The organism is Streptomyces sp. NPDC036764 (assembly GCF_055609385.1).
The window spans coordinates 84,611-103,472 of sequence record NZ_JBVJPT010000021.1 but is presented as its reverse complement, the minus strand read 5'-3'; the positions used below and the strand labels follow the sequence as shown (position 1 = coordinate 103,472).

Annotated in this window: 17 protein-coding genes; 12 read left to right on the top strand and 5 right to left on the bottom strand. The window is 71.4% G+C overall.

All coding sequences use genetic code 11. The features are described 5' to 3' along the window. Positions 1-79: 79 nt before the first annotated feature. The 5 genes from ACZ69Q_RS43160 to ACZ69Q_RS43140 all read right to left on the bottom strand — a co-directional run bounded on the left by ACZ69Q_RS43160 (position 80) and on the right by ACZ69Q_RS43140 (position 3,045). A complete protein-coding gene (locus ACZ69Q_RS43160) occupies positions 80-205 on the bottom strand; it encodes a hypothetical protein (protein ID WP_471053813.1) in 126 nt (41 codons plus the stop codon). A 46-nt stretch (positions 206-251) separates the two neighbouring features. Further along, positions 252-569 carry a hypothetical protein gene (locus tag ACZ69Q_RS43155; RefSeq protein WP_471053812.1) on the bottom strand — a complete coding sequence of 106 codons (318 nt, stop codon included), beginning with the start codon at positions 567-569 and terminating at the stop codon, positions 252-254. A 98-nt stretch (positions 570-667) separates the two neighbouring features. Beyond that, the gene (locus ACZ69Q_RS43150) at positions 668-1,342 is read right to left on the bottom strand and encodes an HdeD family acid-resistance protein (protein ID WP_471053810.1); all 675 of its coding nucleotides are present in this window, start codon (positions 1,340-1,342) and stop codon (positions 668-670) included. Between the two features lie 297 nt (positions 1,343-1,639). After that, positions 1,640-2,233 (bottom strand): HhH-GPD-type base excision DNA repair protein, encoded by a 594-nt coding sequence (locus tag ACZ69Q_RS43145; RefSeq protein WP_471053808.1) that lies wholly within the window; start codon positions 2,231-2,233, stop codon positions 1,640-1,642. Between the two features lie 92 nt (positions 2,234-2,325). Next, positions 2,326-3,045, bottom strand: coding sequence for a siderophore-interacting protein (locus ACZ69Q_RS43140; protein WP_471053806.1), 720 nt, complete (start codon positions 3,043-3,045; stop codon positions 2,326-2,328). Between the two features lie 77 nt (positions 3,046-3,122). Here ACZ69Q_RS43140 and ACZ69Q_RS43135 point away from each other — a divergent pair, with 77 nt between their 5' ends. From ACZ69Q_RS43135 to ACZ69Q_RS43080, 12 genes are all read left to right on the top strand, one after another. After that, a complete protein-coding gene (locus ACZ69Q_RS43135; protein ID WP_471053803.1) occupies positions 3,123-5,366 on the top strand; it encodes a penicillin acylase family protein in 2,244 nt (747 codons plus the stop codon). Beyond that, positions 5,359-5,982 carry a GNAT family N-acetyltransferase gene (locus ACZ69Q_RS43130; RefSeq protein ID WP_471053800.1) on the top strand — a complete coding sequence of 208 codons (624 nt, stop codon included), beginning with the start codon at positions 5,359-5,361 and terminating at the stop codon, positions 5,980-5,982. The genes ACZ69Q_RS43135 and ACZ69Q_RS43130 overlap by 8 nt, the downstream gene beginning before the upstream one ends. Continuing rightward, positions 5,979-6,452 (top strand): cupin domain-containing protein, encoded by a 474-nt coding sequence (locus ACZ69Q_RS43125; protein WP_471053797.1) that lies wholly within the window; start codon positions 5,979-5,981, stop codon positions 6,450-6,452. The genes ACZ69Q_RS43130 and ACZ69Q_RS43125 overlap by 4 nt, the downstream gene beginning before the upstream one ends. Continuing rightward, entirely contained in the window at positions 6,449-7,216 is a 768-nt protein-coding gene (locus ACZ69Q_RS43120; RefSeq protein WP_471053795.1) for an SDR family NAD(P)-dependent oxidoreductase, read from the top strand. Before ACZ69Q_RS43125 ends, ACZ69Q_RS43120 begins: the two co-directional genes overlap by 4 nt. Positions 7,217-7,402: 186 nt before the next feature. Next, positions 7,403-9,178: a copper resistance CopC/CopD family protein gene (locus ACZ69Q_RS43115; RefSeq protein ID WP_471053792.1), complete on the top strand. Its 1,776-nt coding sequence runs from the start codon at positions 7,403-7,405 to the stop codon at positions 9,176-9,178. Between the two features lie 257 nt (positions 9,179-9,435). Continuing rightward, positions 9,436-10,749, top strand: a complete 1,314-nt coding sequence (locus ACZ69Q_RS43110; RefSeq protein WP_471053789.1) for an ABC transporter substrate-binding protein — start codon at positions 9,436-9,438, stop codon at positions 10,747-10,749. 5 nt (positions 10,750-10,754) lie between these two features. Then, a complete protein-coding gene (locus ACZ69Q_RS43105; protein WP_471053786.1) occupies positions 10,755-11,732 on the top strand; it encodes a carbohydrate ABC transporter permease in 978 nt (325 codons plus the stop codon). Then, positions 11,729-12,613, top strand: a complete 885-nt coding sequence (locus ACZ69Q_RS43100) for a carbohydrate ABC transporter permease (protein ID WP_471053783.1) — start codon at positions 11,729-11,731, stop codon at positions 12,611-12,613. The genes ACZ69Q_RS43105 and ACZ69Q_RS43100 overlap by 4 nt, the downstream gene beginning before the upstream one ends. A 26-nt stretch (positions 12,614-12,639) precedes the next feature. Further along, positions 12,640-13,956 carry a glycoside hydrolase family 36 protein gene (locus ACZ69Q_RS43095; protein ID WP_471053780.1) on the top strand — a complete coding sequence of 439 codons (1,317 nt, stop codon included), beginning with the start codon at positions 12,640-12,642 and terminating at the stop codon, positions 13,954-13,956. Then, positions 13,953-15,953 carry a beta-galactosidase gene (locus tag ACZ69Q_RS43090; protein WP_471053778.1) on the top strand — a complete coding sequence of 667 codons (2,001 nt, stop codon included), beginning with the start codon at positions 13,953-13,955 and terminating at the stop codon, positions 15,951-15,953. Before ACZ69Q_RS43095 ends, ACZ69Q_RS43090 begins: the two co-directional genes overlap by 4 nt. 99 nt (positions 15,954-16,052) lie before the next feature. Then, complete coding sequence (locus ACZ69Q_RS43085; RefSeq protein WP_471053775.1) at positions 16,053-17,348, top strand: TerD family protein; 1,296 nt, start codon at positions 16,053-16,055, stop codon at positions 17,346-17,348. 128 nt (positions 17,349-17,476) lie between these two features. Further along, positions 17,477-18,823: a phosphatase PAP2 family protein gene (locus ACZ69Q_RS43080; protein ID WP_471053772.1), complete on the top strand. Its 1,347-nt coding sequence runs from the start codon at positions 17,477-17,479 to the stop codon at positions 18,821-18,823. Positions 18,824-18,862 lie beyond the last annotated feature (39 nt).

Below are 18,862 nucleotides of genomic sequence, written 5' to 3'. Positions count from 1 at the left end.
TGGCGGAATCGGTGGGCCCGGTGACGTGCTGTGCGGCGGAGGCGGTGACCCGGAGAAGTCCGCCTCCGCCGCGGCCATGTCAGCCGCGCTCCCGGTCCTTCCGGGGTTGCTGCGGCTTGTCCTTCTTCGACTGCGGTTTCGGCGTGTTGCGTACGGCCTCGGCGCGCAGCAGGGCGCGCAGGACCGCGTAGTGGTCGGTGGGCATGACTGTGCTCCTTGCGTCGAACTGGCAGACCTCATCGCGGGGTCTGTCAGCAACGCAGGACCACGGTGCGCAGGATGTGCGGGACGTACGGCGGCCGGGGCGGCGCGCAGCGCCGGGTGCCCGCCGGGGTGCCGGTCGCCGGCCCGGGCGCCATGCCCGGCCGCTGCTGTACGGCGGTGCGCCGCTCGGCGCGGGCCACCGGCCGCAGGGCCGTGTCGAGGACGTCCTGCTCGGCGATCTCGGCGGCGGCCACCGAGGGCAGGGCGTGCGCCTGCGTGTGCGCGCCCGGCACCAGCAGCGCGAGCAGCAGCACGAGGACCCGCAGCCAGGTGCGGCTGCGCGAGCGGCATCGTGCGGTACTCACGGAAGGTCATCTCCCCGGATGCCGTACGAGGTTCATCCCGTCCGGCGGGAGAACCGCCCGCACGGCGTACGGGGCAGGGGTGGGTATCACTGTGCGTGTCACAGTTCGCGGGGGACCTGTCGGGCCAGTCCCCTCAGCCGCAGCGCGGTGACCATCTCGACCAGGCCGACCGCAATCAGCCAGCAGCCGCCGAGCACCATCAGCACGGTGATCGACTCGACCGGCGAGACGATCAGCACGACCCCGGCGAGGAAGGTGACGACGCCGAGCAGGATCTGCCAGCCGCGGGCCGGTACGGAGCTGTCGGAGGCGGCGGCCAGGGACTGGGTGATACCGCGGATCAGCCAGCCGATCCCGATCCACAGCGCGAGCAGCAGGATCGACTGCATCGCGCCGCGGAAGCAGAACAGGCCGAGCAGGACCGACACGGCGCCGCTGACGAAGGCCAGTACGCGCAGCGAGGTCGTGCGGTGTGTGCCGAAGGCGGCGACCAGTTGGAAGACGCCGCTGATCAGGAGGTAGAGACCGAAGAGGACGCCGGCGACCCGCAGCGAGGCGTCCGGCCACACCAGCACGAAGACGCCGAGGACCAGGGAGGCGACGCCGGTGACGAGGACGACCTGCCAGGCGGCGCGGGAGAGGGCGTGCAGCGGGCCCTCGAAGGGCGGCTCGGGCTCATGGGCGGGGCCCGGGGGCCCGGTCGGGTGGCCGGAGTGGATCCGGCGGTCGTCGTAGTCCCGGCCCCAAGGGGAGCCGCTCGGCGCCTCGGTCATGCTCCATGCTGCGAACGAGGCCGCCCGACCCGCCATCCGGGGCGGTCCAGTCGACTGACGCCGGCGCCTGGCTGCGCGGGGGCGCTGCCGGGTGTGGGGGCCCCGCCGGCCGCCATCCGGGGCGGACCTGTCGGCTGCCCACGGCGCCTGCCCGTGCGGGGATGAGGCCGCACCACACGCCTTCCGGGGCGGGTCAGTCGGCTGAGGCCGGCGCGCCCGGTGCGGGGATGAGGCCGCCCGACCCGCCATCCGGGACGGTCCAGTCGACTGACGCCGGCGCCCGCCCGTGCCGGGACGCTACTGGCGGCTCGCCTTCGCTGCCTTTGCCGCCGCCTTCATCTCCTGCTTGTGTGCGCGCACCTTGGTCAGCGACTCGGGCCCGGTGATGTCGGCGACCGACCGGAAGGACTCGGCCTCACCGTAGGCGCCCGCGGCCTCCTGCCAGCCCTTCGGGTGGACGCCGAGCTGCTTGCCCAGCAGCGCCAGGAAGATCTGTGCCTTCTGCTTGCCGAACCCCGGCAGCTCCTCCAGCCGGCGCAGCAGCTCGCGCCCGTCGTCGACGCCCTTCCAGACGAGCTCGGCGTCGCCGTCGTAGCGCTCGACGAGGTACTGGCAGAGCTGCTGGATCCGCTTGGCCATGGAGCCCGGGTAGCGGTGCACGGCCGGCTTCTCGGACAGCAGGGCCACGAAGGCGTCCGGGTCCTGGGCGGCGATGTCGTGCGCGTCCAGGTCGTCCGCCCCGAGCCGGTCCGCGATCGTGCGGGGTCCCTTGAACGCCCACTCCATCGGAACCTGCTGGTCCAGCAGCATGCCGACGAGCGCGGCGAGCGGGCTGCGGCCGAGGAGTTCGTCGGCCTCGGGGTCCTGGGCGAGATGCAGGGTGACGTCCATGCCCCCGATGATGCCGCGCACCCCGCCCGGACGCGCGCGGGGGCTGCCGGGTCCGGCACGGGCGTATCAAGGGGTGTACGCCCGTGCCGGGATCAGGGGCGCCAGTACCCCAGCGCGTTCACCCGCTGCTTGGGCAGGCCCAGCTCCTTGCGGACGTAGGAGGTGAGGGCGCGGGTGGTCGCCGTGTCGCAGGCGATCCAGACGTACGGGTCAGGCGTGTCGGCGAGCAGGCCGGGCAGGTTCTCCTTCACCTGCGCGACCAGGTGGGCCCCGGCGTCGCGCCGCGGCAGGGTCCGTACGTCGTGGCGGGACGCCTCGTCGCGGAAGGGCAGGCCGTCGCGCTCGCCCTCGAACCACACCGTCGCCGGGGCCTCGTCCAGGGCGTCGAGCAGGGAGTTGAGGGCGGGCAGGGAGGCGGTGTCGGCGATGGCGAAGACGTGCGAGGGGGCCGGGTCGGGGTCGGTGAATCCCGTGCCGTGGATGGTCGCCTCGATCGTGTCGCCGGGCTTCGCCGAGCGCGCCCAGTCGCTGGCGACGCCCTCGTGCAGGGCGAACTCCAGGCTGAAGGTGCCGGCCTCGGGGTCCGGGTCGACGAGGGTGTAGGCGCGCTGATGGGGCTTGCCCGCGTTGTCGAACCACAGCCGGACCCACATCGTGGGGTGGACGCCGGTCGCCGCCAGCATGCCGCCGTCAGTGAGATGCACGCGGCGGTAGTGCTCGGTGACGTCCTCGCCGCCCGTCACCGTGAACGCGAAGTCCTTCGCGCGCAGCAGCTTCAGGACCGCGCCCTCCCAGCCGTGCCCCTGCCCCATGGCTTCTTCACCCTTCAAGTACCATTCCCGCACCAATAACTTAGGGAAGCCTAACCTAAAGCAAAGGAGGGGCACAGGTGACCGGCGAGATCTTCCGCGATGCCTGGGGCATTCCGCATCTCCGGGCCGACGGGGCGAGTGAACTCGCCCGGGTACAGGGCCGCGTCACCGCCCGCGACCGGGCCTGGCAACTGGAGGTGGAACGGCACCGGGCGCGGGGCACCTCCGCCTCCTTCCTCGGTGCCGAGGCCCTGCCCTGGGACCGGTTCGTCAGACGGGCCCGCCTCGACGACACGGCCAGACGCTGTTTCGCCGAGCTGGAGAGACGGGACCCGGAGACGGCGCGGTGGGTGGGGGCGTACGTCGACGGGGTCAACGAGGGGCTGGACGAAGGCGCTCGCCGCACACCGGAGTTCGCGAAGACGGGTCTGACTCCGGGGCGTTGGGAGCCCTGGACCCCGCTCGGCATCTGGCTGGGCATCCACATCCTGTTCGCGGGCTTCCCGGCCAAGCTCTGGCGCGAGCAGGCCGTACGGCACCTCGGTGCCGACGCGGTCGGGCTGTTCGCCGCCGACGGGCCGGGCACCTCGGGCAGCAACGGCTGGCTGGTGAGCGGCGAGCGGACCGTCACCGGGCAGGCGATCATCGCCGGCGACCCGCACCGCTTCATCGAGGACCCCGGCGTCTACCAGCAGATCCATCTCTCCTGCCCCGAGTTCGACGTCATCGGCCTCGCCGTCCCCGGCATCCCCGGCATCGCCCACTTCGGCCACACCGGCACGGTCGCCTGGGCCATCACCAACGCCATGGCCGACTACCAGGACCTGTACCGCGAGAAGCTGCGGCGCACCGGGGCGGGCATCGAGGCCCTGGACCCGGACGGGGTGTGGCGGCGCGCGGCGCGGCACACCGAGGTCGTGGAGGTCGCGGGGGAGGACCCGGTCGAGATCGAGGTGATCGAGACGGCTCGGGGGCCGGTGGTGATCGGGGGCCCGGAGGGGTTGCCCGACGGCTCGCAGGAGGACTTGCGAGGGGGTCTGCCGGAGGACTTGCCGGACGGCTTGGGAGAGGGCTTGCAGCAGGGGCTGCCGGAGGGCCTGCGGGAGGGCTCGCAGGCGGGTCTGCCGGACGGCTTGCGAGAGGGCCTGCAGGAAGGTTTCGCCAGCGAGTTCTCCGACGACACGCCGCCCCTCGCCATGGCCCTGCGCTACCCGCCCCGCGTCACCGCCGACCTCGGCTTCGGCGCACTGCTCCCCCTCCTGCGTGCCCGCCGCGTCGCCGACGTCGACCGGGCCGTGGACCTGTGGGCCGAGCCCGTCAACGTCGTGCAGGCCGCCGACACCGAGGGCGGGCTGCTGCACCGCGTCGCCGGGAAGGTGCCGGTGCGGTCCGCGGCCAACGGCATCCGGCCGGTGCCCGCCTGGGAGAGCGGCCACGACTGGGACGGCTGGCACGAGCCACCGCGCGGCGATCTCACCGACGGCGTCGCCGCCATGGCCAACCAGCGCGGGGTCGCCGCACCGCTGGGCGTCGAGTTCGCCCCACCTCATCGCGCCGACCGCATCACGGCCCTGCTGGGGGAGAAGGAGCGCTGGTCGGCCGCCGACATGCCGGCGATCCACATGGACACCCGACTGGCCTCGGCGGAGCCCCTGCTGGACCTCCTGCGCACCCTCGACACCCTCGGCCCCGAGGCGGATCGGATCCGCCGGACCCTGCTGGACTGGGACCGCCGGATGGACGCGGACAGCGAGGCCGCGGCCGTGTACGCGGCGGTGCGCGGTGCCGTCGTACGGCGGCTCGCCGCGCACCCGGCCTTCGCCGCACTGGCCGTCCCGCCCGCCTACCCCGAGGTCCTCCTGCCCTGGCTGGCCCTGCTCCCGCGCGTCGGCTTCGCCCTCGAACACCTGCTGCGCGCCGAGGAGCTGTACGGCATCGACCGCGCCGAGGCCGTCCGGGCGGCGGTCGAGGAGGTGGCCGCCGAGCCGCCCTCCGGTGGCTGGGGCGACACCCACCGCCTCGCCCCCTGGCGGGCGCTGACCGACACGTCGTACGAGGAACCCCGCCTGTCCGGCGACCACGACTGCGTGCTGTGCACCTCCGCCGTCCCCGGCCTCACCGACCTGAGCGCGCGCGGGCCCGCCGCCCGCTACGTCTGGGATCTGGCCGACCGCGAGGCCGGCGGCTGGCTGGTCCCGCTCGGCGCCTGGGGCATCCCCGGTTCGCCCCACCACCGCGACCAACTCCCCCTGTGGGTCCGGGGAGACCTGGTTCCGGTCGTCACCGATTTCACCCAGTTCGAGAAGGAATCCGATGCCTGAGCCGTCCGCGACGATCCACGAGACCACCGTCCGACCCGTCCACGAGCAGACCGTCGACGGCTTCGGCAGCGTCCGCATCCGCCCCCTCGACCCGCACGCCGACGCCGGGATCGTCCATGAGTGGGCCAGCGCGGAGCGCGCCTCCTTCTGGGGCATGAACGGCCTGACCAGGGACCAGGTGTCCGAGATCTACGCCCACATGGCCGGCCTCGACACGCACCACGCCTTCCTGATCCTGTGCGACGACGTCCCGGTCGCGCTCCTGCAGACCTACGATCCGCAGGCGGACCGGGTCGGCGAGGTCTACGAGGTCCTGCCCGGGGACATCGGCGTCCATCTGCTGCTCGCCCCCGCCGGTCCCGAGGGGGCGCGGCCCGGCTGGACCTCGGTGCTGCTCTCCGTCGTCGCGTCGTACGTCTTCGGCACCCTGGAGCGCCGGCGCGTGGTCGTCGACCCGGACGTCCGCAACGACAAGGCCGTCGCCCGTTTCCTCAAGCAGGGCTTCGAAGCCGGTCCCGTGGTCGTGCTGCCGGAGGTCGACATCCCGGACGTGTACATCCCGTCGAAGGAAGCCCAACTCGCCTTCCTCACAAGGGAGGTAGCTTTTGGGGCGTGACCCCCGAAGAACTCGTCGCGCACTACGGCCTGGAGCCGATCCCGCGTGAGGGCGGGCTGTTCCGGCGCACCTGGGCGGGGCCCGAGCTGTCCGACGGGCGGCCGCAGGGCACCGCGATCGTCGTCCTGCTCACCGCGGACGACTACTCGGCCCTGCACCGCCTGCCGTCGGACGAGGTGTGGCACTTCTACCTGGGCGACCCCCTGGAGATGCTGCTCCTCGCTCCCGACGGCACGTCCCGCACCGCCGTGCTCGGCCCCGACATACAGCGCGGCCAGCACATCCAGCTCACGGTCCCGGCAGGGACCTGGATGGGGGCGCGGCCGGCGGCCGGTGGTTCGTGGACCTTCTTCGGCTGCACGATGGCGCCCGGCTTCACCTACGAGGGCTACGAGCACGGCGACCTGGCGGACCTGACGGCGCGCTATCCCGCCGAAGCGGCCCGGATCGCGGGACTGTGCCGCCCATGAGCGGACTCCTCGAAGGACAGGTCGCCCTGGTCACGGGCGCCGGCGGCGGCATCGGGCGGGGGATCGCGACGCGGTTCGCCGAGGAGGGCGCGGCGGTCGTCCTGCACTGCCGTACGGCGGTGCGGGCGGCGGACGAGGTCGCTCGCCGCGTCCGGGATTCGGGCGGGCGCTCGCTCGTGCTGCGGGCCGACCTGACGGACGAGGAGGAGTGCCGGCGACTGCTGGGCGAGGCCGCCGAGTGGGGCGGCGGGCGGCTGACGGCGCTGGTCAACAACGCGGGCGTACAGCCGCTGCGGGAGCTGCCGGGGATGTCGGCGGCCGAGTGGCGGGCGGTCGTGGACGCCAATCTGACGAGTGTGTTCGCCTGCACGCAGGCGGCCGCCGAGATCATGCGGACGCAGGCCGGCGGCGGTTCGGTGACCCACATCGCCTCCATCGAGGCGACCCACCCGGCTCCCCTGCACGCCCACTACAGTGCCGCCAAGGCGGCGGTACGCATGCACGCGCGCTCCGCGGCCCTGGAGTACGGTCCCGCGGGAATCCGCGTCAACACGGTCTCCCCCGGTCTGATCGACCGCGAGGGGCTGGAGGAGTCCTGGCCGGAGGGCGTGCGCCGCTGGAAGCAGGCGGTCCCCACCGGACGCCTGGGCCGGCCCGAGGACGTGGCGGGCGCCTGCGTGTTCCTCGCTTCGCACCTGGCGTCCTGGATCACCGGGCACGACCTGGTGGTGGACGGAGGGGTGTCGGCCCGGCCGACGTGGTGAGCCCGGTGGGGGAAGGGCCGGGCGGCAAGTGTGCCGGGTGGCCGGTGAGTGCTGCCGGCTTCCCGCCCGTACATAACCCCTGAGGCCTCAAGTCCGACGACGGAGATGTGAACAGACGTGGTGGGGTGCGATGACCGACGACGCCCGCGGAGCCGATTCACCGACCGGCGACGACTTCAGAGGCTGGTGCTGCTGGGCACCCTGCTGGTCGTGCTCCTCCTCGGCGGCACGGGCCCCGCGTCGGCCCACGCGGCCCTCCGCGGCACCGACCCCGAGGACGGAAGCGTCCTCAAGTCGGCCCCGGGCGACATCACCCTGACGTTCACGGAGTCCGTCGGCCTGCTGGAGGACTCCTTCCGCGTCCTGGACCCGGACGGCCGCCGGCTGCGCACGGGCGAACCCGAGCACGCGCGAGGCGGCGGCGCCGAAACGGCCCGCGTGACGCTCCCCGCGAAGCTGGCCGAGGGCACGTACACCGTCGCCTGGCGGGTGGTGTCGGCCGACAGCCACCCCGTCTCCGGCGCGTTCACCTTCTCCGTCGGCAAACCCTCGCTCACCGTGGCCCACGTGGACACCGGCCCCACCGAGGACCCGGCGACCAAGAGCCTCTACAACATCGCCCGCTATCTGGCCTACCTCGCCGTCGCCCTGCTCATCGGCACGGCGACGTTCATGGCCGTCTGCCGCCCGCCGGACGCCCCCGTCCTGCACCGGTTGCTGAGGGCCGGCTGGTGGACCCTGCTCGCCGCCACCCTCGCCCTGCTGGTGCTGCGCGCCCCGTACGAGACGGGCGAGGGCCCCCTGGGCTCCCTGAGCGCGGACTCCGTCACCCGCACCCTGACCGGCCGACCGGGCGAGGTACTGCTGGCCCGGCTGGCCGTGCTGCTGGTGGCCGCCCCCTACCTCGTACGGCTGTCCCGGCGCGGTAAGCCCTACGGCTGGACCGGCGCCGCCCTCGCCGTAGGACTCGCCATGACCTGGGCCGCCGGCGAGCACGCCTCCGCGGGCATCCAGGTACCGGTGGCGATGACCTCCTCGGCGCTGCATCTGCTCGCCACGGCGGTCTGGCTGGGCGGCCTCGCGGCCCTGCTCCTCACCCTGTACCGGGCCCACCTCACCCCCGCGGCCGTCACCCGCTTCTCGCGCCTGGCGTTCGCATCCGTGACGGTCCTGGTCGTCACCGGCGTCTACCAGTCCTGGCGCGGCCTCGGCTCCTGGGACGCGCTCACCGGCACGACCTACGGCAGGCTCCTGACCCTCAAACTGGCCGCCGTGGTGCTGCTGCTCGGCGCGGCGGCCGTGTCCCGCCGCTGGACGGCCCGGCTCGCGACGGCCGACGCGGAGACGGTCGTGGACGCGGAGACGGCCCTGCGGGCGAAGGTCCCGGAGCCGGTGGGCGGCCCGCCGCTGCCGCAAGCGCCCGACACGGCACCGGAGTCCCCCGAGCCCGCGGAATCTTCCGCACCGGCGGAAGGCGAGCCCGCGCGGCGCCGCGCCCTGCGCCGGTCCGTCCTCGCCGAGGTCGCCGTCGGCGCGGTGGTCCTGGTCGTCACCACGTTGCTCACCAGCACCCTGCCCGGCCGGGCCGAGGCCGAGGCGGCGGCCGGTACGCCCGCGGTCGTCGGCGCCTCCGTCAGCAACGTGCCGTTCGACGTCGGCACCCCCGTCGGCCACGGCAACGTGCAGATCACCCTCGACCCGGGCCGGGTCGGCGACAACTCGATCGAGGCCCTCGTCTTCGGGCCCGACGGCGGCGTCGCCGTCGTCCCCGAGCTGCGCGTCTCCTTCACGCTGCCGGCCAAGGACATCGGCCCCCTCGACGCCGAGCTCGCCGACAAGGGCGGCTACTGGGGCAACAGCTTCCTCAACCTGCCCATCGCCGGGAAGTGGGAGATGAAGGTGACCGTGCGGACCAGCGAGGTCGACCAGGTGAGCGTGACCAGGACCGTGCTCGTCCGCTAGCGACCGGCCGACCGTGCGCGTCGTCTCTCCGGCCCGGCAGTGCCGTGAACGTTCCCGGATTCGATCATCTCGACGGTGAGCACCGGGTTCGAGATATCAGTCACGTTTCCGAAACGACGATCGTCACCTCTTGACGCATGACCAGACATACGGCTGTTATTGCGCCACCGTGTTCGGTCAAGTTGATTTCTGATCGATTACGACGGACTTCGACACCCTCGACCCTCATGATCGAACCCTGCCATCAGGAGCCGTAGATGCAGCACTTCTCCCCCTCCGGTCTCTCGCTGCCCTCGCCGAGCCGCCGCACCCTGCTGCGCGGGATAGGCGGCGCCGCCGTTCTCGGCGCGGGCATCCCGCTGCTGAGCGCCTGCGGCGGCAGCGGTACGGCGAGCGACCCGAAGACCGTCACCCTCGGCTCCAAGGCGTCCGACGCCGTGCCGAAGAAGGCGTTCGCGGACATCTACGCGGCGTACAAGAAGAAGTCCGGCATCACGGTCGACGTGAACACCAAGGACTCCAACACCTTCCAGGAGCAGATCAACTCCTACCTCCAGGGCACGCCGGACGACGTGTTCACCTGGTTCGCCGGCTACCGGATGCAGTTCTTCGCGGCCAAGGGCCTGGCCACCCCGATCGACGACGTGTGGAAGACCATCGGGGGCAACTTCCCCGAGGCGATGCACAAGCTCAGCAAGGGCGAGGACGGCAAGTACTACTTCGTGCCGCTGTACACGTACCCGTGGGCGATCTTCTACCGGAAGAGCGTCTTCAAGGAGAACGGCTACGAAGTCCCCACCACCTGGGACGACTTCGTCGCGCTGTGCAAGCAGATGCAGAAGGACAAGCTCGTCCCGATCGCCTTCGGCGACAAGGACGCCTGGCCCGCGCTCGGCACCTTCGACCAGATCAACTTCCGCCAGAACGGCTACGACTTCCACGTCGAGCTGATGGCGGGCAAGGCCTCCTGGACCGACGCCAAGGTGCGCAAGGTCTTCGACCTGTGGTCCGAGATCCTCCCGTACCACCAGGAGGGCGCCGTCGGCCGCACCTGGCAGGACGCGGCCCAGACGCTGGCCTCCAAGAAGGCCGGCATGTACCTCCTCGGCACCTTCGTGGCCCAGCAGTTCACCGACAAGGCCGCCCTGGACGACCTGGACTTCTTCGCCTTCCCGGAGATCGACCCGCAGTTCGGGCAGGACACCGTCGAGGCGCCGACCGACGGCTTCATGATGAGCAAGAGCCCGAAGAACAAGGCCGAGGCCGTCAAGCTGCTGGAGTTCCTGGGCACCACCGAGGCCGAGGACATCTACCTCAAGTCCGACCCGAGCGTGGTCCACGCCGCGACCGGCGCCGACACGTCGTCGTACAGCGCCCTGCAGAAGAAGGCGTACGACATGATCGCCGGAGCCAAGTCCCTGACCCAGTTCATGGACCGCGACTCCCGCCCGGACTTCACCTCCACGGTGATGCAGCCCGCGCTGCAGAAGTTCGTCCGTGACCCCAAGGGCGTCGACGGACTGCTGTCGTCGATCGAGCGTCAGAAGAAGACGATCTTCGCGTCGGGCTGATCGACATGACAACGGAAACCACCAAGGAGATCCCGGAGGCGGCCGCCGTGCCGCCTCCGGGCGCTGCCCCCGCGAAGAAGGTGTCCCAGGGACACCGCCGCCTGCTGACCCGCCGCGACCGGCTCACCCTCGGTCTGATGGCGGGTCTGCCCACGATCCTGCACATCGCCCTCGTGTGGGTGACGGCCCTCGCCTCCGTCGCGCTGGCCTTCACCACCTGGGACGGCATCGGCTTCGACTCGATCAAGTGGGTGGGCCTGGAGAACTTCAAGGAACTGTTCTCCAACAACCCTCAGTTCTGGCCCGCCGTCGAGCACAACGTCATCTGGTTCGTCGTCCTGATCGTGATCCCGACCCCGCTCGGCCTGTTCCTGGCCGTGCAGTTGGACAAGAAGATCCGGTTCAGCAGGGTCTACCAGACCGCGTTCTTCCTGCCCGTCGTGATGTCGATGGCCGTCATCGGCTTCGTCTGGCAGCTCATCTACAACCCTGACACCGGCCTGATCAACAGCCTCATCGGGGCCAACGAGCCCGGCAAGTACATCGACTGGATCGGCGACCCGGACCTCAATCTCTGGGCCATCCTCGTCGCCGCGTCCTGGCGGCACGCCGGCTACATGATGATCCTGTACCTGGCCGGCCTGAAGGGCGTCGACCCCTCGCTGCGGGAGGCTTCCTCGCTCGACGGGGCCAACGAGTGGCAGACGTTCAAGAACGTCATCTTCCCGACGCTGCGCCCCACCAACACCGTCGTCCTGGTCGTCACCATCATCGAGGCCCTGCGCGCCTTCGACCTGGTCTTCGTCTTCAACAAGGGCGCCGAGGGCACCGAGCTGCTCTCGATCCTGGTCACCAACAACATCATCGGCGAGTCCAGCCGCATCGGATACGGCTCCGCCATCGCGGTCGTACTGCTGCTGATCTCCCTCGTCGTGATCATTCCCTACCTGGTGGCCACCTTCCGGAAGGAGCGGCGCGCATGAGTATCACCGCGATGACCAAGGCCCGTACGCCGATCCGCCCCGCCCGGATCCTGCTGCACGTCTTCCTCGCCGGCGCGGCGCTGGCGTGGCTCGCCCCGCTGCTCTGGGCGGTCTACGCGGCCCTGCGGCCGTACTCGGAGACGAGCGAGAAGGGATACGTGTCCTGGCCGGACACGCTGAACTTCGACAACTTCACGAACGCGTTCACGCAGTCGGACATGAGCCACTACTTCGTCAACACCATGATCATCGCCGTCCCGGCGGTGCTGTTGACGCTGTTCCTGTCCTCCATGGTCGCCTTCTACGTGAGCCGCTTCGACTTCCGCGTCAACCTGGCGCTGCTGCTGGTCTTCACCGCCGGCAACCTGCTCCCGCAGCAGGTCATCATCACCCCGCTGTACAGGCTGTACCTGCTGATCGACCTGCCCGGCATCACCATGAGCGGCAAGCTCTACGACTCCGCCCTCGGCCTGGTGTTGATCCATGTCGCCTTCCAGTCGGGCTTCTGCGCCTTCGTGCTCAGCAACTACATGCGCACGCTGCCGCACGAGCTGACCGAGGCCGCGCTGGTGGACGGCGCCTCGGTGTGGCGGCAGTACTGGCAGATCGTGCTGCCGCTGTGCCGCCCGGCGATGGCGGCCCTGGCGACACTGCTGTCCATCTGGATCTACAACGACTTCTTCTGGGCCCTGGTGCTGATCTCGACCGGGGAGAACATGCCGATCACCTCGGCGCTGAACAACCTCTCCGGCGCGTACTTCACGGACCCGAACCTGGTCGCCGCGGGCGCGTTGCTGACCGCGATCCCGACGCTGATCGTCTACTTCGTGCTCCAGCGGCAGTTCGTCAGCGGTCTGACGCTGGGCGCCAACAAGGGCTGACGGCCCCTTTCTTGAAAGAGACACCCGTGCACCACCCCTTCACCCCCGTCGCCTCCGTGCCGGTGGACATGCGCACCGCTCTTGTCCACGAGGAGGGCTGGCAGTCCTGGAGCCCGAGCGGCGCCTATGCCCTGGGCGAGAAGCCGTACCGCCCGACCAACGACAACTGGGCGACTGTCTGTTACCGGCCGGGCGTCACCGTCCCCGACGGCACCTTCCAGGGCGAGGGCCTGCTGGCGCTCGACCCCGGCGACGGTTCACCGGTCCGCCTGTGGGCGGCGACGGATCCCCTCAGCGAGATCCCGTCCATCCGGCTGGCCGTGACGGACGACGGCGTCGCGGAGGTCACCGCCGACGGCCCGGTGAAGGAGTGGGCGGGCGCCACCGTCCAGTCGGTGCTCGGCGACTGGGCCGACAGCCTCCGACTGCCGGCGCCCCGCCCGGCCCCGACGGTCTGGTGCTCCTGGTACGAGTACTTCACCGCCGTCACCGAGGACGACATCCACGAGAACCTGCGCGCGATGGACACCCTCGACCTGCCCGTCGACGTCGTCCAGATCGACGACGGCTACCAGAAGGCCCTCGGCGACTGGCTCACCCTCTCCGGCCGTTTCCGCTCCCGCGCGGGCATCGCCGACGCCATCCGGGCGCGCGGCCGCCGCGCAGGCATCTGGACGGCCCCCTTCCTGGTCGACCCGGCGAGCGACCTGGCCGCCGAGCACCCCGAGTGGCTGGTCCGCGACACCGCGGGCGGCTTCGCCCACGCCGGCCGAAACTGGGGTCACGACCTGCGGGTCCTGGACACCACGCACCCCGAGGCGGCGGCGTACCTGACCGAGGTCTTCCGGACGCTGCGCGCCGAGGGCTACGACTACTTCAAGGTCGACTTCCTCTACGCGGGCGCGCTGGACGGCGTACGGCACAAGGCGGTGGACGCCCTGACGGCGTACCGCGACGGTGTGCGGCTGATCCGGGAGGCGATCGGCGCGGACGCCTACCTGCTGGGCTGCGGAGCGCCGATGCTGCCGTCCCTCGGCCTGTTCGACGCGATGCGGGTCAGCCCCGACACGGCCCCGCACCGCCGCCCCGAGGCCGACGACTACAGCCAGCCCGGCCAGGACCCGGCCGAGTTCACCGGCGTCGGCCGCCAGTGGCAGCACGGCCGCCTGTGGATCAACGACCCGGACTGCCTGATGGCGCGCCCGGCGGTGGAGTCCCGCGAGCGGTGGGCGGCCCATGTCGAGGCGACGGGCGGCCTGATGGCCTCCAGCGACCGCCTGCTGTCACTGGACGAGTGGGGCGTGGCCACCACCCGCCGACTCCTCGGGGGAGGCGCCCGATGAAGCGCGAACTGTCCGTCCCCGGCATCGCCTACGGCGGCGACTACAACCCCGAGCAGTGGCCCGAGGAAGTCTGGGCCGAGGACATGCGCCTGATGCGCGAGGCCGGGGTGACCATGGTCAGCGTCGGCATCTTCTCCTGGGCACTGCTGGAGCCGAGCGAGGGCACCTACGACTTCTCCCTCCTGGACCGCGTCCTCGGCCTGCTGCACACCCACGGCATCGCGGCCGACCTCGCGACCCCGACGGCGGCGCCCCCGGCGTGGTTCTTCCGCGCCCACCCCGAGGCACTGCCCGTCGACAAGGACGGCCGCGGACTGTCGTACGGCAGCCGTCAGACGTTCTGCCCGTCGAGCCCGGCCTACCGGGAGGCGGCCGTGCGCATGGCGGGCGAGCTCGCCCGGCGGTACGCGGACCACCCGGCGCTGGCGATGTGGCACGTCCACAACGAGTACGGCTGCCACAACGCCGAGTGCTACTGCGACGAGAGCGCGGCCGCGTTCAGGCGCTGGCTGCGCGGGCGGTACGCGGACGACCTGGCCGCCCTCAACGACGCCTGGGGCACCCGCTTCTGGAGCCAGTGGTACTACGACTGGGACGAGATCCTCCCACCCCGCCCCACCGGCGCCGTCCCGAACCCCACCCACCAGTTGGACTGGCGCCGCTTCTGCAGCGACGAGCTGCTCTCGCTGTACGAGGCGGAGCGCCAGGTGCTGCTGGAGGCGGCCCCGGAGATCCCCGCCACCACCAACTTCATGGTGATGTACAACTTCGACGCCCTCGACTACTGGCGCTGGGCCCCGAAGCTGGACGTCGTCTCCAACGACCACTACCTCCAGTCCGCCGACCCCGCCTCCGAGATCGACATCGCGCTCAGCGGCGACCTGGTCCGCTCCCTCGCGGGCGGCCCGTGGCTGCTGATGGAGCACTCGACGGGCGCGGTCAACTGGCAGCCGGTGAACCGGGCGAAGGGCCCCGGCGAGCTTCGGCGCAACGCGCTGGCACATGTCGCACGCGGCGCGGACGGCATCGCCTACTTCCAGTGGCGCGCGGCCAAGGCGGGCGCCGAGCAGTGGCACTCGGCGATGCTGCCGCACGCCGGCACGGACAGCCAGATCTGGCATGACGTCGTCCGGCTCGGCGCGGACCTGAAGGCCCTCGCGGAGGTGCGCGGCAGCACCGGCACGGCCGAGGTGGCGATCGTCTGGGACTGGAACGCCCGCTGGGCCATGGAACTCCCCTCCCAGCCGAGTGCCGAACTGCGTTTCCAGGACCTGGTCCGTGCCTGGTACGAGCCGCTGTGGCGGTCGGGCGTGGCGGTGGACTTCGTCCGCCCGGACGCGGACCTGTCGCGCTACCGCCTGGTCCTGGCCCCGAGCCTGTACCTGGTGGACGACGAGGGCGCGGCCAACCTCACCGGCTTCGCCGAGCGCGGCGGCACCCTGGCCGTCGGCTTCCACAGCGGCGCGGTCGACGAGAACTGCCATGTCCGGCTGGGCGGTTACCCCGGCGCGTTCCGGGACGCGCTCGGGGTGCGGACCGACGAGCTGTTCCCGCTGCTGCCGGGGGAGTCGGTGGGCCTGAGCGGCGGCGGCACGGGGTCCCTGTGGTCGGAGCGGGTACGCCTGTCCGGCGCGTCGTCGGTCGAGTCGTACACGACCGGCCCGCTGACCGGGGTCCCGGCGGTGACCCGCAACAGCCTCGGCGAGGGCGCCGCCTGGTACCTGGCCACCCTGCCCGACGAGTCGACCCTGGCCGCGCTCCTGGACCGCATCCGTACCGAGGCCGGGGTGCGGCCGGTGCGCGAGACCGGTCCCGGTGTGGAGGCGGTCCTGCGGCGCGGCCCCGACGCCGACTACCTCTTCCTGATCAACCACACCGGCCGCCCCGCCGAGGTCACGGTGGCGCCGGACGCGACGGAACTGCTGACCGGCAAGCCGGCGCCGGGCTCGGTCGCCGTACCCGCGGGGGAGACGGCGGTGGTGCGGGAGCCACGCTGAGGGCACGCCCGCCCCTCGCACGCGAACACCCTTTCGTACCCGACCCGGTGTGACAGGGTGACGGGAAAGCACTGGGGGATTTTTCGAGGGGTGGGCGGTATGCCGGAGCTGAGCAAGGGCGGGAACATCGCGATGGGCTCCGGGCCCGTCGTCGCCGAACTGCACGCCGTGGGCGGCACGGTCGACCTCAGCGCCCTGCTGGTCGCGGCGGACGGCAAGGTCAGGTCCGACGACGACCTGGTCTTCTACAACCAGCCGTCCGCCGAGTCCGACGCGGTACGGCACCTCGCCGCCGACGCGGAGGGCGCCGAGCGCATCGAGGTGAACCCGGCCGCGCTGCCGGCCGACGTGGACCGGGTGGTCCTCGTCGGTAGCTGCGACCCCGACGACGCGAGCCGCACCTTCCGCGAGGTGAAGGACGTCCTGATCCGCGCCTGCCAACCGGGCGCGGACCCGGTCCACTTCCGCCCGCCTGCCCTCACCGACGGCGAACGCGCCGTTCTGCTCGTGGAGCTCTACCGCCGGGGCGAGGGCTGGAAGCTGCGGGCCATCGGCCAGGGGTACGCGAACGGCCTGGCCGGGCTCGCGACGGACTTCGGCGTCGACGTGGCGCAGGAGCCCGCCGAGGAACCCGAGCAGCGCCGAGAGGCCCCCGAAGCGCGGACACCGGCGCCGGCCGCCGCGCCCCCGATGAGCCTGCGCAAGCCCCCGCTGGGCACCATCAGCCTCGACAAGGGCAGCCAGGTCTCGATGAGCCTGGACAAGGCGGACCGCGAGCTGGTGGTCACGGCGACCCTGGAGTGGGACGGCGGCAGCGACCAGCGCCGCAGACGGGGCGCCGACCTCGACCTCTACGCCCTGTTCGTGCCGGCGTCGAAGGCGGTACACGGCGAGCAGCCGCCCGGCAGCCTGCGCACCCGGAAGAAGGGCTCGGCCCCCGCGCCCGACACGGGCACGGCGAAGAAGGGCAAGGGCGCCGACGTCGTCTACTACAAGCGCCTCGGCTCCCTGAAGAACCGCCCGTTCGTCCACCTCGACGGCGACTCCCGGGCCCCCGGCCGCGAGACGCTCCGGATCGTGCGCCCCGACGAGCAGGGCTACGTCCTGCTGTGCGCCTACTCCGCGCTCAGCAACGGCTTCGGCTCCTTCCGCAGCTTCGGCGCGAAGGTCGTGGTCACCGACGACCGCGGCTCGACCGTCACGGTCCCGCTCTTCGAGAACACCAAGACGCGGTACTGGGTGGCCATCGCCCTCGTCGACTTCACCTCGCCCGACGGCGCGGCGATCCACCACATCGAGGCCTACAGCGCCCGGATGACCGAACGCCGCCCGGTCCTGCACACCGACGGCACCATCGAGATGAACGCGGGCCCGGTGGAGTTCAAGCGGCGCTGAATTTTCTTTCCCGTAACCAGGGAAACCCACGTACGCCATTCAGATAGCATGATCGAACTGATTGACGATTCAATATCCTCATCTATCTGACAAATCGGCCAAAACAATTGATATCTATAGCGTCGCGGGTGCTCTCGCGAATAAGACGCGGAACTACGTTCGCCACGCGGCTCCGGCCGCAGGCGGTGCTGTGGGTCACGGCGGCCGTGGTGGGCCTCGGATTCCTCATCGCGCTGGAGATCGCAGCGCGACGCTACGGCGTACCGGGACCGATCACCAATCAACTGCGAGAGGTGATATTCCCGCCTAAATCAGGCTTTCTGCTGTATGCCGGCATGGCGTTGATGATGGTGGTCCTCACCTGGCGCCAACGCCTCATCGCGGCCGGCACCGCGATCGGCATCGACATCGTCATCCTGCTGGCGCGCCTGGCCTCCGGCGCCGGCCTCAAGGTGAGCGAGGGCCACCCCTTCGGCAACGGCGCCCTGCTGGTCGTCCTCGGCTGTGCCGTCCTCGCCTTCACCCACCGCACCGGCCGGGAACGCGTCCTGCTGCTGAAGGGCGCCGGGCTGGCCCTGCTGCTGGTCGCCGGCCGCAAGACGGGCGACACCTGGCTGCTCATCACCTCGAAGACCCGCCCCACGGTGCTCGACCAGTACGTGGCGACCGCCGACCACGCGCTGGGCAACCCGTCCTGGCTGGTCGGCCGGATCGTCAGGGCCACCGGCCCGGTCGGCGCCCATGTCCTGGACTGGGTCTACGTCCAACTGGCGGTGGCCGCGGTCTTCGCCGCCCTGTACCAGCTCCGCAACGTGGCCACCGAGCGCCGTTTCCCCCGCCACCACCTGGTCCGCACCTTCCTGACGATCGGCCTCCTCGGCCCGGCGATCTACATGATCTTCCCGGTCGTCGGCCCGATCTTCGCCTACGGTGCCGACGGCGGCCAGTGGGCCGCGGTCAACCTGTGGCCGGAGACGGCACCTCCGCTGATCACCCCGCAGGCGATGCCGTTCGACGGGATCACCCCCCGCAACTGCATGCCCAGCCTGCACACGGCCTGGGCGACCGCGATCTTCCTCCACACCCGCACGGGCCCGAGGTTCCTGCGCTTCGCCGGCACCTTCTGGCTGCTCGCCACCATCGGCGCCACGCTGGGCTTCGGCTACCACTACGGCGTCGACCTCGTCGCCGGCGTGGTCTTCACCCTCACCATCGAGACGGCCCTGCGCGCCCAGGCCCGCGGCTGGGACCGCCGGGCAACCCGGCTCGTCGCCCACGGCACCGCGGTCTTCGCCGTCCTTCTCACGTCCTACCGCTACCTTCCGACGCAGATGGCCGAACACCCCTGGCTCGCCGGCCCCCTCGTCATCCTGGCGATGACGTCGGTGATCGCCGCCTACGTCCGCACCACGACCCAATGGGACCCGAAGCCCGCTCTCACCCCCCAGCCGCAACCACAGCCCGAACTGGTCTGACAACACCCCCGCCTCCGCCACGGTTCTCCCCTCCCTCGG

Excerpts from the sequence above, each read along its gene's own strand:
- ACZ69Q_RS43150 (WP_471053810.1), bottom strand. The coding sequence starts at position 1,342 with ATGACCGAGGCGCCGAGCGGCTCCCCTTGGGGCCGGGACTACGACGAC.
- ACZ69Q_RS43110 (WP_471053789.1), top strand. The coding sequence starts at position 9,436 with ATGCAGCACTTCTCCCCCTCCGGTCTCTCGCTGCCCTCGCCGAGCCGC.
- ACZ69Q_RS43100 (WP_471053783.1), top strand. The coding sequence starts at position 11,729 with ATGAGTATCACCGCGATGACCAAGGCCCGTACGCCGATCCGCCCCGCC.
- ACZ69Q_RS43085 (WP_471053775.1), top strand. The coding sequence starts at position 16,053 with ATGCCGGAGCTGAGCAAGGGCGGGAACATCGCGATGGGCTCCGGGCCC.
- ACZ69Q_RS43090 (WP_471053778.1), top strand. The coding sequence starts at position 13,953 with ATGAAGCGCGAACTGTCCGTCCCCGGCATCGCCTACGGCGGCGACTAC.
- ACZ69Q_RS43105 (WP_471053786.1), top strand. The coding sequence starts at position 10,755 with ATGACAACGGAAACCACCAAGGAGATCCCGGAGGCGGCCGCCGTGCCG.
- ACZ69Q_RS43145 (WP_471053808.1), bottom strand. The coding sequence starts at position 2,233 with ATGGACGTCACCCTGCATCTCGCCCAGGACCCCGAGGCCGACGAACTC.
- ACZ69Q_RS43160 (WP_471053813.1), bottom strand. The coding sequence starts at position 205 with ATGCCCACCGACCACTACGCGGTCCTGCGCGCCCTGCTGCGCGCCGAG.
- ACZ69Q_RS43130 (WP_471053800.1), top strand. The coding sequence starts at position 5,359 with ATGCCTGAGCCGTCCGCGACGATCCACGAGACCACCGTCCGACCCGTC.
- ACZ69Q_RS43120 (WP_471053795.1), top strand. The coding sequence starts at position 6,449 with ATGAGCGGACTCCTCGAAGGACAGGTCGCCCTGGTCACGGGCGCCGGC.
- ACZ69Q_RS43140 (WP_471053806.1), bottom strand. The coding sequence starts at position 3,045 with ATGGGGCAGGGGCACGGCTGGGAGGGCGCGGTCCTGAAGCTGCTGCGC.